The organism is Kitasatospora sp. HPM-01-4 (assembly GCF_051374625.1).
Lineage (GTDB): Bacteria > Actinomycetota > Actinomycetes > Streptomycetales > Streptomycetaceae > Kitasatospora.
Genome location: NZ_JBPQGP010000005.1, coordinates 993998 through 1009506, shown reverse-complemented (window position 1 = coordinate 1009506; position 15509 = coordinate 993998). Strand labels below are relative to the sequence as shown.

The following is a 15509-nucleotide window of genomic DNA, read 5'->3' as shown; positions in this document are numbered from 1 at the left end:
ACGGCGTTCATTCCTCCGCCAGTGCCCGTGCCTAAGCTCAGCGGCCGGGACGGAGCCGGTTGTGAACTGTTCCCTTCTCACCTTCGAACCCGCTGGGAGAGACGTGTCCGCCGTACGTACGAAGAACTTCCCGTCGTGGCCTCAGCTGGGCAAGCAGGAGGTGGACGCCGCCGCCGCCGTCCTGCTGACCAACGAGCTGTCACAGAACTCCGGCCGTCACGTCGCCGAGTTCGAAGAGGCTTACGCGCAGTGGCATTCGGTGCCGCACGCGATCGCCGTGAACAACGGCACCAGCGCCATCCACCTCGCGCTCGCGGCGCTGGGCATCGGCCCGGGCGACGAGGTCCTGGTGCCGGCCTACACCTTCGTGGGGTCCGCCTCTCCCATTGCCTACCTCGGCGCCACCCCCGTCTTCGTGGACATCGACCCGGACACCTACTGCATCGACCCGGCCGACGCCGAGGCCAAGATCAGTGAGCGCACCAAGGCCGTCATCGCCGTGCACCTCAACGGCTACCCGGCGCCGGTCGGGCAGTTGGCGGAGATGGCGCGTCGGCACGGGATCAAGCTCATCGAGGACACCGCCCAAGGCCACGGCGCCGAGGTCGACGGCCGCCGTGTCGGCTCGGTCGGCGACGTCGGCTGCTTCAGCTTCTGGCAGGACAAGACGATGACGACCGGAGGCGAGGGCGGAGCCCTGCTGACGGCGGACGCGGACCTGGCCGCCTCGCTGCGCACGCTGCGGGACCACGGCCTGGTGCCGGCCGGCCCCGGGCTGTTCCATCACGCCGTGGTCGGCTACAACTACCGGCTGACCTCGCCGCAGGCGGCCGTCGGCCTGGTGCAGTTGGGCAGGCTCGACGATTTCGTCGCCGCACGCCGCCGCAACGGCGCCCTGCTCGACGAAGGCCTCGTGCAGCTGCCCGGCCTCTCGCTGCCGAAGGTCGTACCCGGCGGGGTGGCCGCGCCGTGGAAGTACACCCTGCGGCTCACCACCGACCCGTCCGTCCTCGACGTCGTCACGCTGGTCTCCGAGTTGCAGCAGGCGGGGATCCCCGCGCAGCGCCGCTACCCGATCCCGCTCACCCGCCAGCCCATCTTCGCGGGCAACCCCTCCAACGAGACCTGCCCGAACTCCGACCTGTGCGCGAACACGGCGTTCTGCCTGCCCGTCCACCCTGCGGCCGAGCCCGAGGACATCCAGGACTGCGTCGACGCCCTGGCCAAGGTGCTCTCCGACCTCGCGGTGAGCGCGGCGTGACCACGGCCCCCGAGATCGCCGTCATCGTCACGGCGGACGCCGGTGGTACCGGCGGGCTCGGCGCGGTGCTGGCCGCGGTCGACGCCCAGGTCCCGGCGCCCACCGAGCGGATCCTGCTCGGCTTCGGCGCTCAGGCCCCCCTCGAGGCGCCCGAAGGTTGGACGGTCCTGGCCGGTGACTGGCCGAGCCGGGCGCAGGCCCGCACCGCGGGCTGGGCCGCGACGGACGCCCGCTGGGCGGTGTTCGTCGACGCGGTCGTCCCGGCGGGTCTGCTCGCGGCCGCCCAGCAGGCCGTGTGCTCTGCGCCGTCCGACGTCGCGGTGCTGTCACCCGGCAGCGAGGACGGTGAGCGGGACTACTGGGCGCTGCGCGTGGCCGACGGCATCGAGCCGGCCTCGGTCTGGCGGCGTGCCGCCGCCGAGCTGGTGGGATGGTGGCCAAACCGGTGCGACGGGCCCGCGTCGCTCGACCACGCGCTCTGCCTGGATCTGACCGCCGCCGGCTGGCGCTCCGTCAGCTTCGCGGCACCGCTGCTGCCGCGGTCCGAGGCCGACGCCACGGCTGACGCCTGGCAGAAGCGCTCCCTTGCCATCGTCTCGCTGCACGCCGGGCGCGAGAGCACCTTCTCCCGGTGGGAGGAGGTGCTGCTGAACACCGAGCTGCCCGCCCGGACCTCGCTCTACGTGGTGGACAACAGCCGCGATCCGGAGTTCACCGAGCGGCTGCGGGCCGCAAGCGTCGGGATCCAGGCCGCCCGTGGGCTCGAGCACCTCGACTTCACCGTCGACGGCACCGTGTACCAGCCGTCGCCGGACGAGTGGTACCTGAAGCGGGAGCGGAATCTGCACGTGGCCCGCCTCTACGCCTCGGTCCTGCCGAGGATCAAGGAGGACCTGATCCTGACGCTCGAGGACGACATCGACCCGCCGGCCGACGCCGTGCGCCGGCTCGTCGAGGAGTACTCGCGCCCGAGCGGCACGCCGCTCGCGGCGATCTCTGCGGCCTGGGACCGGGTCGAGGGGCGCTACGTCTGCGGCGGCAAGGCAGGGCCCGAGGGCGGCTGGGGCGCGCCGATCCCGTGGGAGGAACTGCCGGACGAGCCACTCGACGTGGGCTGCGTCGGCGGCGCCTGCACCGTGTGGGCCAACGCCGTCGTCTCGCAGACACCGGTGTTGTTCGACTGGGAGGAGACGATGGGCTGGGACGGGCTGCTGTGCACGGGGGCCCGGGAGCGCGGGTTCACCGTCCGGATCCACGGCGGAGTCAGGTGTGTCCACCACACCTGGGGCGTGCTGCGCGGATCGGAGTGACCGTGGCGCAGGGGCAGGCCGGCCCGGTGCCCGGAATCGAGGTGCACGGCGTGACCGGACCCGAAGGCCTGTGCCTGGTCACCCTGCGGGACGGCGCACCGCTTCCGGCACCGGGCGAGGTGGCCGCGCTGCTCCGTGAGCACGGCTACGCGGGCTTCGAGGTGTGCCTGGCCGCCTCCGGTGTGGAGCCGGGGTGGGCAGCCGAACTGGCGGCGCGGTTGGGCGAATCCGTGCACGTGCCCGCGCCTGGCTACGTCGTCGCGGACCTGCGCCGCGGCGTCCGGCTCAAGTGGGCGGACGGCGCCGACGAACGGGCCGACGCGTGGCGGTCCCACCCGCCGCACGCCAGCGCCGTCCCCAGGTTCGCCGATCACCAGGACCGGCTGCTGCCCCGCGGCCTGCCGCCGCATCTGGAGCCGGCCGACGGCCGGTCGGCCATGATGACGACGGCAGAGGTGCGCGATCAGCTGCGCCGGCTGCTGCCCGCCGGGCCGACCTCCGCCTACCTGGGCGACCACCGGCTGTTCGACGAGGCGGCGCACCGGGTGGCCCGCCGGCTGCGGGCCGGGCTGCCGCCGCTGGAGACCGAGTACCGGCGGCTGCTCGGCGGCGTCGGGAGGCTGGTCACCCGCGGCGTGGAGATCGAGTTCCACGCCGGCCGCGGTGCCCGGGCGGCGGACGGAACGCTGCTCAGCACCCCGCAGATCGACGCGATCGCCGCGCTGCTGCGGGCACGCGGGCTCGCCCGTGACGCCCGGGTGCGGCAGCACGGCGCCGACCGAGGGCCCGACGGTGCCGAGCCCTACAGCGAGGACCGCCGTACCTGGCGGGTCGAGCTGGAGGAGGCCGAGGGGGACGGCGAAGTCGTCTCGCCGATCCTGCGGGACACCCCGCAGGCGTACGAAGACCTCGTCGCGGTGTGCGCGATCATCCGCGATTGCGGCGGCTACACCAGCGTCCGGGCCGGTGGCCACGTCCACGTCGGGGTCCCCTTCGGCACCGACACCGCCCTGCACGCCGGCCACCTGGCCCGCTTCCAGGCCCGGCAGTGGCTGCACTTCCGCCTGGGCACCTCGATCCGGGCCGAGGCGCACCGGGGCACGCGGTTCTGCCAGCCGCTGCCCGGGCCGCCGCCGGTGGACGCGACCCGGATCAGACAGCTGCGGGACGACCTCAAGCGCCGCTTGGAGCACCCGGCGCTCAAGATCGCCAGGTCGGTCGGCCGGGCCGGCGACTCGATCGAGTACCGGCACGGTGACGCGAGCCTGGACGCGGCGGAGTGGTGGACCCGCGCCGCGGCGTTCGCCGCCGACGTCGTGCTGACCGTCACCGCCGACCGGCACACGCCGTCGCCCCGGGCGTGGGTGCCGGCCGGCGACGGCTGCACGGTGAGCGACCAGACGGTGCTGGCCGCCCGCGACGGGGTCCAGGTGTACCGGCCCGAGCCGCCCGGTGACACCGTCGAGGTCCGGTGCGTGCTCGACGAGTACCCCTGGCCGCGGTTGCGCCGGCACCTCGCAGAGCTCTACCACCTCACCCCGCCGTACTGGCGGCGCCGGCCGGACCCGGATCCGGCCGCGCTGCCGGTGCCGTACGACGTGGCCGCGCTGCTCGGCCGACCCCGCGACGCGCGGGTCGACGAGGAGTCACGGCGGCGGCTGGTCGCGGTGCTCGACCACATGCACGCCGTCGGGGCGCTCTCCACCGGGACACCCGAGACGCCCGCGGCCCTGCGGGCCCACGCCGTCGCGGCGGTGGGCCCCGGCCCGGAGCCGGTGGTCGAGCTCGGGCGCCGGCTGCGCGCCTGGGACGCGCTGACCGACGAGCCGGACACGCCGCCGACCTTCGAGGACCTGGCCGCGCTCGCCGCCGTGGGGCCCGAGCCCCTCGCCGCCCTGGCCGGCCTCCCGTTCGTGTCGACCACATCGATCAGAACGCTGCTCGCCGACGCCGCCGACGGCACCGGGAGCCCTGACGGCGACCCCTCCGGAACGCGGGCGTGGCCGGGCGACAGCGACAAGGAAAGGAGCCGGAACCGTGAGGAATTTCGATAGCGTGCTGGTGCTCTCGCCGCACGCGGACGACGAGGTGCTCGGCTGCGGAGGGCTGCTGTCCTCGGTGTCCGCGGCAGGCGGCGAGGTGCACGTGGTGTACCTGTCGGTGGACGGGATGGCGCACTACGGGCTGGACGAGCCGGTCACCTACCAGGCGCGGCTTGACGAGATCGAACAGGTCAGTGCGCTGCTCGGCTTCGGCTACACCGTCGTCCACGGCGACCGGCAGCTCAACGAGCGGCTCGACACGCTTCCCCGCAGGGAACTGGTCGACCTGTTCCAGGAGCAGATGGACCGGCTCCGCCCGGACCTGCTGCTGCTGCCCAGCGGCCGGGACTACGACCAGGACCATGCGGCCACCTTCGCCGCCGGCTTCGCCGCGGCCCGGCCGATCGGCTCCCAGTTCGGCAAGTGGCTCGTCCCGCATGTGATGAGCTACGAGTCGTCCAAGATCCAGTGGGCGTCCGAGCCGCTGCCGCTGTCCACCGCGTACGCCGACATCACCGGCCGTCTGGACGCCAAGCTGGCGGCGATGCGGGCCTACCGGTCCCAGCACCGGCCCGCTCCGCACATCCGCAGCGAGGAGTCGATCGCGGCGCTCGCCACTCTGCGTGGTGCCGCGATCGGCGTGCGGCACGCGGAGGCGTTCGAAGTCCACCGGACCGTCCTGTAGCCATCGGACGGGATCGACCTGATCCGAGCCCGGGCCGGTGTCGTGTCCGACACGCACGGCCCGGCCCGCGCCGCCGACGCCGACCGGCTCCGAGAGGAGCCGACGGCCCCGACCGGAAGGAACCCCAGGCATGGCAGAACCCGAAATCACCGTCGTCATCCCCGCCCACAACCGGACGCGAGCCCTGCGGCACTGCCTGGCCAGCCTGCGGCGCCAGACCCTGGACCCGGGTGCTTTCGAGATCATCGTGGTGGACGACGGGTCCGACGAGCCGGTTGGTGAGACCGTCGCGCAGTTCGCCGACGGTGACCGGATCAGGCTGCTGCGGCACGAGCGCGCCCGGGGCGCGGGCGCGGCCCGCAACACGGGCGCGGCGGCGGCGCGCGGCGGGCTGCTGGTCCTGCTCGACGCCGACTGCCTGTGCCACCCGGACCTGCTGCGCGCCCACCTCGACGCCCAGGCCGGTGGCCCGGTCGCTGTCTGCGGATACGGCGCCGGGCGCGAACTGACCCCGGCGGCATGGCGACTGAAGCTCGGAGCGGACTGGGACTTCTCCGATCCGGACGCCGTCTTCGCACGGCTGGCCCGGACCCCCTCGCTGCACGATCCCCTCACCGAGCTGCTGGCCCGGCCCCGCCCGGCCGACTGGGCGTTCTTCTGGACGCTCAACGCCGCCGTGCCCAAGTCGTTCTTCGACCTCGTCGGCGGATTCGACACGCGGTTCGAGGTCAAGGGCATCGAGGACATCGAACTCGGCTACCGGCTCGCCCGGGCCGGCCTGCCCACGGTCTTCGCCCCCGCGGCGATCACCCTGCACCAGCCGCACGAGCGCGACCGGAACCGCGAGGTGGTGCGCGACCGGCGCAACGAACACATCCTCGTGCGCGAATACCCGAGCCTGGACGTCGAGGCGGTGTGCAGCTACGACATCGCCCACTCCCGCGACCTGATCCCCGCGCTGGAACGGTTCTCCGACCGCCTGGACGCCGCGACCGCGGACTGCGGCCGCCTGGCCGCCCTGGACCGGCTGACCCGCCGGATCACGGACGCGGACGGCCCCGTCCTGTTGGTCGGCGCGCCGCAGGGCTGGCCGGCGGGCCTGCCCGCCCCGGACGCCGTGTGCTACCCGGCCGACCTGCCCGACGGCCCGGGACGCTGCCTGCGGCTGCTCGGGACCCGGCTCCCGGGTGCCGGGAAGCACTACGCGCTCGGCGTGATCACCGACTACTGGCGCCACTTCCCGGACGGCACCTTCAGCCGCGTGCTGGCCGAGATGGACCGGGTCTGCCGGGAGGTGTTCGTCCTGTCCGGCGTGAGCACCGCGCCGGTGCCCGCGCCGGACCCCGAACTGAGCGAGGCGCTGGCGGCGTACGACCGCCCGTACTGGGAGTTCACCACACCGCTCCGCCGGGAACTGCACCAGTTCGACCTGACCGAGGACGAGGCCGGCACCTCCGGACCGGCGGCGTTCCGCTGCACACCGATTCCCTGGCCGATGACCGAACTGACCGATGTGGGCGTGCCCGCGGGTGAGGAACTTGTTCCGCGATGAGAAGCCTCGTGACCGGAGGAGCCGGATTCATCGGCTCCCATCTGACCGAACACCTGCTGGCGGCCGGGGACGACGTCGTCGTCCTCGACAACCTGACCACCGGGAGCATGGCCAATCTGGCGTCGGTGCGCAGGCACCCGCGCCTGCGCACCGTCACCGGCTCCGTCTGCGACGAGGCACTGGTGCGGCGCGAGGTCGCCACGGTTGACCGGGTGTTCCACCTCGGCGCCCTGGTCGGGGTGTTCAACATCCTCGAGGACCCGCTCGGCGGACTGCGGACCAACATCCGCGGCGCCGAGAGCGTCCTCGCCGCCGCGCACGAACACGACGTGCCGATCCTGATGGCGTCGAGCAGCGAGGTGTACGGCAAGAACAGCAAGCCGCGGCTGACCGAGCAGGACGACCAGATCCTGGGCCCGCCCCAGCTGAGCCGCTGGACGTATGCGCAGGCCAAAGCTGTCGCGGAGTCGCTGACCTACGGCTACGTGGCCAAGCACGCGCTGCGGGCGGTCACGGTGCGGCTGTTCAACACGGTGGGGCCGCGGCAGACCGGACGCTACGGCATGGTCGTCCCGCGGTTCGTCGGCCAGGCGCTGGCGGGCGATCCGCTGACGGTCTACGGAGGCGGGGCGCAGCGGCGCTGCTTCTGCCACGTGCTCGACATCGTCCCGGCGCTCGTCGCGCTGCTCGAGGACGAGACCGCCCACGGGGGGACGTTCAACCTGGGCGGCCTCGAACAGGTGGACATCGCCGAGCTGGCCCGGCGGGTCGTCGCCGTCACGCAGTCGTCGAGCGAGATCGTGCATATCGAGTACCAGCAGGCCTACGAGACCTACGGCCCAGGCTTCGAGGAGGTGCCCAGCCGCGCGCCCGACTGCGCCAAGGCCTTCGCGCAGATCGGTTACCGGCCGCGCCACGACCTGGCCACGATCGTCGCCGACGTGGCGGCGTATCAGCGCGCGGCGTCGGTGCTCGTGTAGGGGACCGGTGCGACGTGCTTCGTCCGCCCAGCGCTCCGGCGCGGCCCGGGGATCTCCGCGCGGCCGCGCCTGGCGCCGGCTCGGGCCGGCGCCAGGCGCGGGAGAGGCGGTTGCCGCAGCGCGTCAACCGGACGACGGAGCCGCCAGCCGGTGGGCCGGGCGGCGGGCGGGCGCGGCGCGGTGCCAGGCGCGGCCGCCCGTGCAGTCCGCCTGCGCGACCTGTGCCGCAGGCGATTCGACGCGGTGCTCGGCTTCGAGCGCGTAGTCGGCGACGAACCGGTGCATCTCGAAGCAGCCCGGTGACGGCTCGGAGATCAGGGACTCGGCGACCATGCCGACCAGCAACTGCCGGCAGCGCACCACCGGCAACCCGGCGAGCGCGGCTGCGGCCTCGACCCGGACACGGCGGTCCGCGCCCTCGCCCAGGCGCCGGAAGAGCCGGGCCGTTGCGTCGTCGAGCACCCGGTACGAGCAGGTCAGGGCGCGGCGCAGGTCGAGGTCGGGATCCGGGGAGAAGAAGGCGTCGAGGCTGTTCGCCGCGGTCCGCAGCTCTCCCGCGATCGACTCCAGCGGCCGGCCCGGGTTCAACGACGCGCGTGCGGCCGCGACCGCCAGGGCGATCGGCACCCCGCGGCAGGACTCGACGATCGCCTCAAGGGCCCGCGCCTGGCCGGCCGTCCGGGACGGCCCGATGTGCCGCTCGAGGACGACACGGCCCTCTCCCACGCTGAACGGCGGCACGGACACCGGATGGGCGTTGTGGGTGACCAGCAGCTGTTCGAGCACGTTGCGGCTCGTGACGAGGGCCATGCAGCCGGGTGCCGACGGCAGCAACGGCTGGACCTGCTGCGCGTCCCTGGCGTTGTCGAGCACGATCAGGACCTTGCGGTCGGCCAGAAGGCTGCGGTATTTGCCGGTCAGCCCCGGAAGGGTCGAGGGCAGGTCCCTGGCCGGCAGGCCGAGGCATTCGAGCAGGCAGCGCAGCGCGTCGGCGGGCGCGAGGGCCGCGGCCGAGTCGTCGAAGCCGTGCAGGTTCACGAAGAGCTGCCCGTCGGGGAAGCGCTCGGCCAGCAGGTGGGCCGCGTGCACGGCCAGCGCGGTCTTCCCGATCCCGGCCATACCGTTCATCGTCGCGATGACCTGGCCGGAGGCGTCGGCCGCGAGGGCCAGGATCCGGGCCAGCTCCTCGTCCCGGCCGACGAACACCGGCAGGCCGGGCGGAAGCTGGGCCGGGGCCGGGGCCGGGGCCAGGGCCGCAGCCGGGTGCGAGTGCGGGGCCGCGGCGGTCGGCGCGGGCGTGGTGTCCTCCGGATCCGCGGTGGCGTCCGTGCGAACGCTCTGCCGCAACACCGCGGTCTGGGCGGCGCGCAGCGCGTCGCCGGGCTCGATGCCCAGCTCCTCCGAGAGCGTGGTCCGGATCCGCCGGTAGACGTCGAGCGCCTCGACCTGGCGGCCGGCCGCGCCGAGTGCGCGGACCAGGGCGGCTTGGAGCTGTTCGTCCAGCGGATAGCGCTCCGCGGTCAGCCGGAGCAGTGGGAGCATCCAGTGCCCGTGGCCGATCCAGTGGTGGATCTGCGCGGCCTCCACCACCGCCTTGGCGTACTCGCTCTCGGCGGCCTGGAACAAGGCGGTGCTGACGACGTTCTGCGGGCTGCCGGTGCCTACGGAGCCCCGCCGCAGCGTGAGTGCCTCGCGGTACAGACTCGCCGCCTGCTCCCAGTCGGATCGGGCGGCGCGGTCGCGGCCGCGTTCGACGAGCCCGCGGAACACGTGCAGGTCGACGGAGCCCGGATCGACGTCCAGCCGGTAGCCGACGCTGCTGCGCAGCAGCCAGCGTCCGGCGTCGCGCCGGCCCAGATCCGGTTCGAGCATGCGTCGCAGCGCACTGATGTGGTGGTGTATGACGTTCGCCGCGGTGGCCGGCGGGTCGTCCTGCCAGAGCAGATCGCTGATCTCGTGGAGCGGGACCGACTCTCCGGCCCGGATCAGCAGCAGCGTGAGGACCGCGCACTGCTGCGGGCCGCCCAGGGGGAGCGGGGCGCCGTTCAGAGCGGTGCGGATCGGTCCCATGATGTCGAACGTGAAGGGGCCCTTGGACATGTCCCGTCCCAGTCGTGCGTCGGAGCCGCGGGATTCCGTGGCGATACCCGGTGCTGTCATCCGACACCCGCGCCGGCCTGCGAGCGGGCGTGCAGCGGATCGGTCGGCACGAGCCGGGCCGCACGCCCGCGGGGGGCCGCGCGCCGACCCGACCCGCTCTCAGCCAACGGATGCCCCGGCGTGGGCGCCCGCCGGACTGAGCGCCTCGTCGATCCGGGCGCAGACCGTCTCCGCGGCCACCGCGTCCCGCCAGTGCGGCAGCTCGTCCGGCCCGCCCTCGACGAACGCGAGGAAGGCCGCCATCTCGGCGCGGTACGCCGCGGCGAACCGGGACCGGAAATCGGGGTGCGGGCCCGGGGCGGTGAGCGGCCGGGTGTCCAGCAGCGTGCGGGAGCCGATGAGCTCGGCATAGGCCTGGCAGCCGCCCGGACTGGCCCGCTTGCTCACCACGGAGCAGACCGTCCCGGAGGCCAGCGTCAACGTGGTCACCAGGAGGTCGGCCGCACCGCTGGCGTCGCTCTGGGACGCCGAGACCTCGACGACCTCGGACCCGAAGAGCCACAGGACCAGGTCGATGTCGTGGATCTGCAGGTCGAAGGCGAGGCTGCCGCCGGCGACCTGGTACCCCTGGGGCGGCGGGGCCCCGTCCAAGCTGGTGAACACGGCGAACCCGAACTGGTCGGGCTGGGCGCGGTACTCCCGTCGCAGTACGGCGTACTCCGGGGAGAACCGACGTTGGAAGCCGATCCGCAGGGGCACCCCGGCCTCTTCGGCGAGCGCGCCGAGGCGTGCGCTGGCCTCCGGCTGTGCCGTGCACGGCTTCTCCAGCAACACCGGGATCCCGAGTGGCAGCAGGCCGGCGACCACGGTCGCATGGGTATCGGTCGGCGTGCACACCACGGCCCCGTCCGCATCGGGCAGTCCGGCCGCATCCGGGACGACGCGGCAGCCGAGTGCGGCCGAGAGCGCCGCGGCGCGTGCCGGGTCGGGTTCGACCACCGTGACGTCGGCTCCGAGCTCGACGAGATTGCGGGCGTGGGTGCTACCGATCCTTCCGCCGCCGACGACGGCGATGCGGGGTCGGCCGGTCTGGGTGCTCATCGTGAGGACTCCAAAGCTTCTCGGAACGTTCGGGTTCGATCGGCCGGCGCCGGCCGGCAGTGCTCTGCCAGCGGGGCGGGCCGGCGTACCGCCGTGTGCAGCGGTTCCGGCCCCGTTGCCGAAGGCAGAACGGGTGACGGCGTGGCGCAGGCCCCAGATGACCGGCTCGTGGAGGAGGTTGAAACAGGCGTAGGTGCCCTCGGTCCGCCGGTGGTCGAAGCCGACTGTGCGGAGGCGGAGGGTTGCGCCGCGGCGGGAGGCCAGCTGCATGCCGACCGGGGCGCCGTCGGAATCGGCCGGACAGCGCACGCCGCTCCCGGGCCGCCGGTCGCAATTGCGCGGCCACGGCACGCCGTCGTGCGGTGCGGGCCGGGGAGCGAGGCGCTGGTATTCCTCCGCGACCTCGTCGACACGGTGGTGTCGATCACGTATCGGCGTACGTCCATCCCTCTTCGTCCCCGCTGTTGTTGTCGTGAAGGTGGCTTTCCCGTAGCCAATCAGCCGCCGATGGATGGAATATCAATTCCGGATCTACAGCTTGCGTACACGTTGTCGATCTGACGTTGATCCCTGGCTGGTGTAGTGGCTCCGTCCAGCCGGAGCCACTCTCTGCGACGCAGGCCGGCGGCACAGTTCAAGCAGAAGATTGTCAATCGCGATATTGACGTCGACGAGGTCGGCAGTTCGCCGATGGCCGGCGCATCGTCATCCCCACGCAGACGTCTTGCGCTGTATTCACCATCCAGATGGATAGGACCTGACGCCGATGAACAATGCACCATCTCCGTCGTCCGGGCGGAAGGTCTCCTGCTGGCCGCGCTGGCCTGAAGCGGACGAGGACACCGAGCGGGCGGTGATCAGGGCACTGCAGAGCGGGCGGCTGGCCGTCAGCGGCAGCAAGAGCATCTGGCAGTCGCAGAACGTCGCCGCCGCGGCCACCGTGGCGCGGATGTCCGGCCGCCGACACTGTGTCCTGGTCACCAGCGGATCGAGCGCGATCGTGACCGCGCTGCACGCCCTGGGTATCGGGCCCGGTGACACCGTGGCCATGACCGCGACCACGTGGGTCAGCTGCGCCACCTCGGTGTTGCGCGTCGGAGCCACGCCCGTGTTCTTCGACGCCACCCCCGAATCGCCGTGCGGCGACGTCGCGACCCTGGCCGAGACGCCGTCGGCGATCCTCGGCATCCATCTGTACGCGCAGCACTTCGACGTGGATGCGGCCCGGGCGCGGTTCCCCGGGGTGCCGGTGGTCGAGGACGCTTCGCACGCCCAGTTCGGGGCGACCGCCGACGGACGCAGGATCGGCTCGCTCGGCGACGTCTCCATTCTGAGCCTCCAGGCCACGAAGATCATCACCAGCGGCGAGGGCGGCGCGGTCCTCACCGACGACCCGGAGACGGCGGCCCGGCTGGAGTCGCTGGTCATGGACTCGCGCCGGCGCACCGATGCGGTGTCGCGCACCTCTGCCAACGAGCTGGAACCGGCGCACCTGCTCCACGGGGCCAACCACTCGCCGCCCGAGTTCGCCGCGGCGCTGCTCGTCGACCAGCTGGCCAGGTTCGACCGGCAGGCGCGGCGCCGTTCGGAGGGAGCCGCGATCCTGGCCGGGGCCCTCGACGGGAGCCGGTGGTCGATGGCCGCCGACCGGAGCGCCGTCGCCGGCGGAGCGTTCTACGGCGTCGCGGTGCGCGTCCCGGCCGGTGTCGGTGGTCCGGCCGAGGTGATAGCGGCCGTGGAGGAGCAGACCGGCCTGATCCTCGACTCGGTGTACCCGCCGGTCGTCGAAGGGCCGCTGTACCTGCCGGAGACCATCAAGCAGTACGCCGCCCTGCGGGCCCCCGAAGTACCGCTGCCCCACTCCCGGACCTGGCACCGCGAATACGTGGTGGTGCCGCACCACGCCTTCCTCGCCGACGAGTCCCGGCTGGTCCATCTGGCGGCCACGCTCCGGGGACTCGACCGGGAGCCGGCCGCTCTGCGGCCCGCACTGCCGCGGGACCGTCCGACCATCGAGGTCGTCATGGTCACCAGGGGAGATCGGGACACCCTGGAAGCAGCCCTGGTCGGCGTGGCGAAGCAGGATGTCGATGCCGAGGTCAGGCTGACGGTGTGGGTGGACGCGGACCGGGTCCCGGCGGCCGTCGCGGACACGGGCTGTGCCGTGGTCACCCTGGGCGCCGACGGCATGCTGCCGAACGAGCCCTTCGCGCGGATCGCGGCCCTCCGGGAGCTGGCGGCCGCCGGGTGTACCGGGGACTTCATCGCCTTCCTCGACGACGACAACGAATGGGACCCCGACCACTTGTCCAGCCTGCTGGCCGTCGCCGACGCGGGCTATCCGGCGGCGCACTCGTGGCGGACCTTGATCGATCATTCCGGCTCGCCCGCCACCGTGGACCGTTTCCCATGGCTGCCGCCCTCTGAGGCCGCCGCCGAGCTGTTCGAGCAGCTGTCCGCGGTCCGGGTGCTGGAACCCGGCAGCCCGATCGTCCGGGACCGCGCCGTGATCCCCGCGGCGGGCCTGAACGGCATGGTCGACATGGGGGCATGGCTGCTGCGCCGCGATCTGTTGCGCCTGCTGACATTCCGGCGCGCCCGGAGCGAAGCGGAGATACAGGCGCGGGTCGGCGAGGATGACATCCTGCTGGAACAGATCCGCCGGCTGGACATCCCCGTCGGATGCACCGAGACGCCGACCCTGAGATACCGGCTGGGCGGCATGTCCACGCCGGAGTACCGAAAGCCGGAATCGCCTGTACCGGACGCGACGTCGGCCGCCCCATCCACGTCGGCCGCATCGGTCGTGACATCAGAGGTGTCGTCGTGACCCAGCACGTTCTCTCCCCCCGCCAGCTCTCCTCCTACCGGCAGTTCGGCTTCCTCAAACTGGAAGGCTTCTTCGACGCCGGAACCGTCGCCTCCCTCGAAGCCGAGGTGACGGCGCAACTCGCCAGTGCCTACGATCTGCCCACCGAGATCCCCGACGTGGTCACCGGCTCCATGGGGTACTACCTGCCGTTGATGGGGGAGGGCAGCGCCACGAGCCGGCGTCTTGTCGCCGGACCCCGTCTGGTCGAGCTCGGTAAGGCCCTGCTCGACGGCCCGGTCATGCCCAAGCCGGCCAAGGGGATGCTCTACAACGACGCCTCCCCATGGCATCGGGACGCCGCTGATCCTGTGCTGCGCGCGGTGAAGATGATCACCTATTTCAGTCCGTTGACCGCGGACTCCGGCGCGCTCCAAGTGATTCCGGGCTCTCATCGCGACGAGTTCAGCGACCAGCTCGCCGACTACCGGGCGGCTTGGCCGGCGGGCAGCCCCCTGGACGAAGCCGGTGAGGCCGACTGGTGGCCGGGGACGAGCCTGGACTGCGGTCCGGGCGACCTCATCGTGTTCGACGTGCGACTCTGGCACGCGTCCCTGTTCGGAAGGCTCCGGACGCAGTGGAGTGTGTCGTACGTCGCGGTCCCGGAGACCGAAGTCGAGCGGCGGGCCGCCCACGACTACATCGACCTCTTCCTGCAGGCTGGCCACGAGTACGATGCCGAGCGGTTCCCCTACTACGACCCCGACTGGAGCAAGACGGACGGCCCGGCTTTTGCGGAGGCCATGGCCGATCTCGGCCTGATCCGGGTGGACGGCGCCGCGGCGGCCGACTGACGAGGGCCCGAGCGCTGCCGAGCTGCTGGGTGTCGGCCCGGACGGTAGGTCTGGATGGCGTCCGGGGGAGTGGTGCAGCAGGGATCCTGGAGCAGCCCTGGTCATCGGGCAGCCATCGCGCAACTCTCTGAGCGGAACGGCGAGTTCGTCAGGGAGGTGCGCGATGACCTTGAGCGTCGGATCAGCATGCGGAGTGTGACGAGAGCGGCGGCGAGGTAGAGGTCCACGACCTCGCCGCTGACCTTGGCATCAGCCGGGCGATGTACCCGGCGCCGAAGGGCCCCACCGGCCGACCGAAGCAGTACTGCTCCCGCTCGTGCCGCAGCAAGGTCGACCGCGCCAAGGCCAAGGCCCGCGAAGCAGCGGCGGCCGAGGCCGCTGCACCCGTTGCTGCTGCGCCCGAACCGGTTGCCGCACCCGCTGCCGCTGCGCCTGCGGCCGCCCGTTCGTCGACGGGTACATGTCCGCGAACATCGACCCCGGGAACAGCGTCTCCCGGTGCTCGGCCAGGAACGCGAACACGCTCCCCACCGGGATCAGCTCCCGGCAGGTCTCCCAGACATCCAGCCCGACCAGTTCCCCACCCACTGTCCCCGCACACCAGCAGTCTGGCCCCACGCCGAGTGACGCAGGGCCAGAACCCGTGATTTTCAGTGAACTTCCAGATCAACGCCGTTGCGTTTGGCTGTTCGGCGGCTGGTCAAGTCCCTGACGACGAGGAACGGGACCTCTGGAGGGCGAACTTCCCTACGCCCGCCGCCTGCTGAGCTGCCTGAACGACTCGATGCCGCTACTCGGGGACGCCGCCTTCGATG

At 72.6% G+C, this 15509-nt stretch carries 10 protein-coding genes; 8 read left to right on the top strand and 2 right to left on the bottom strand.

Annotated elements, in window-relative coordinates; all coding sequences use genetic code 11:
• Nucleotides 1–103 precede the first annotated feature (103 nt).
• From ACSMTC_RS04185 to ACSMTC_RS04160, 6 genes are all read left to right on the top strand, one after another.
• A complete protein-coding gene (locus ACSMTC_RS04185) occupies nt 104–1261 on the top strand; it encodes a DegT/DnrJ/EryC1/StrS family aminotransferase (RefSeq protein WP_436558273.1) in 1158 nt (385 codons plus the stop codon).
• On the top strand, nt 1258–2571 hold the full coding sequence (locus ACSMTC_RS04180; protein ID WP_436558272.1) for a hypothetical protein: 1314 nt from the start codon (nt 1258–1260) through the stop codon (nt 2569–2571). The genes ACSMTC_RS04185 and ACSMTC_RS04180 overlap by 4 nt, the downstream gene beginning before the upstream one ends.
• Nucleotides 2572–2621: 50 nt before the next feature.
• Nucleotides 2622–4625 carry a hypothetical protein gene (locus ACSMTC_RS04175; protein ID WP_436558271.1) on the top strand — a complete coding sequence of 668 codons (2004 nt, stop codon included), beginning with the start codon at nt 2622–2624 and terminating at the stop codon, nt 4623–4625.
• Nucleotides 4609–5298 (top strand): PIG-L deacetylase family protein, encoded by a 690-nt coding sequence (locus ACSMTC_RS04170; protein ID WP_436558270.1) that lies wholly within the window; start codon nt 4609–4611, stop codon nt 5296–5298. The genes ACSMTC_RS04175 and ACSMTC_RS04170 overlap by 17 nt, the downstream gene beginning before the upstream one ends.
• Nucleotides 5299–5428: 130 nt before the next feature.
• Nucleotides 5429–6850, top strand: coding sequence for a glycosyltransferase (locus ACSMTC_RS04165; RefSeq protein WP_436558269.1), 1422 nt, complete (start codon nt 5429–5431; stop codon nt 6848–6850).
• Nucleotides 6847–7830, top strand: a complete 984-nt coding sequence (locus ACSMTC_RS04160; RefSeq protein ID WP_436558268.1) for an NAD-dependent epimerase/dehydratase family protein — start codon at nt 6847–6849, stop codon at nt 7828–7830. Before ACSMTC_RS04165 ends, ACSMTC_RS04160 begins: the two co-directional genes overlap by 4 nt.
• A gap of 123 nt (nt 7831–7953) precedes the next feature.
• On the opposite strand, the gene ACSMTC_RS04155 is transcribed toward ACSMTC_RS04160, so the two are convergent.
• Together ACSMTC_RS04155 and ACSMTC_RS04150 are read right to left on the bottom strand one after the other, a co-directional pair.
• Nucleotides 7954–9930: an AfsR/SARP family transcriptional regulator gene (locus ACSMTC_RS04155; protein ID WP_436558267.1), complete on the bottom strand. Its 1977-nt coding sequence runs from the start codon at nt 9928–9930 to the stop codon at nt 7954–7956.
• Between the two features lie 159 nt (nt 9931–10089).
• The gene (locus tag ACSMTC_RS04150) at nt 10090–11031 is read right to left on the bottom strand and encodes a Gfo/Idh/MocA family protein (protein ID WP_436558266.1); all 942 of its coding nucleotides are present in this window, start codon (nt 11029–11031) and stop codon (nt 10090–10092) included.
• A 766-nt stretch (nt 11032–11797) separates the two neighbouring features.
• Here ACSMTC_RS04150 and ACSMTC_RS04145 point away from each other — a divergent pair.
• Both ACSMTC_RS04145 and ACSMTC_RS04140 read left to right on the top strand, forming a co-directional pair.
• Complete coding sequence (locus ACSMTC_RS04145; RefSeq protein WP_436558265.1) at nt 11798–13861, top strand: DegT/DnrJ/EryC1/StrS family aminotransferase; 2064 nt, start codon at nt 11798–11800, stop codon at nt 13859–13861.
• Complete coding sequence (locus ACSMTC_RS04140; RefSeq protein WP_436558264.1) at nt 13858–14694, top strand: phytanoyl-CoA dioxygenase family protein; 837 nt, start codon at nt 13858–13860, stop codon at nt 14692–14694. The genes ACSMTC_RS04145 and ACSMTC_RS04140 overlap by 4 nt, the downstream gene beginning before the upstream one ends.
• Nucleotides 14695–15509 lie beyond the last annotated feature (815 nt).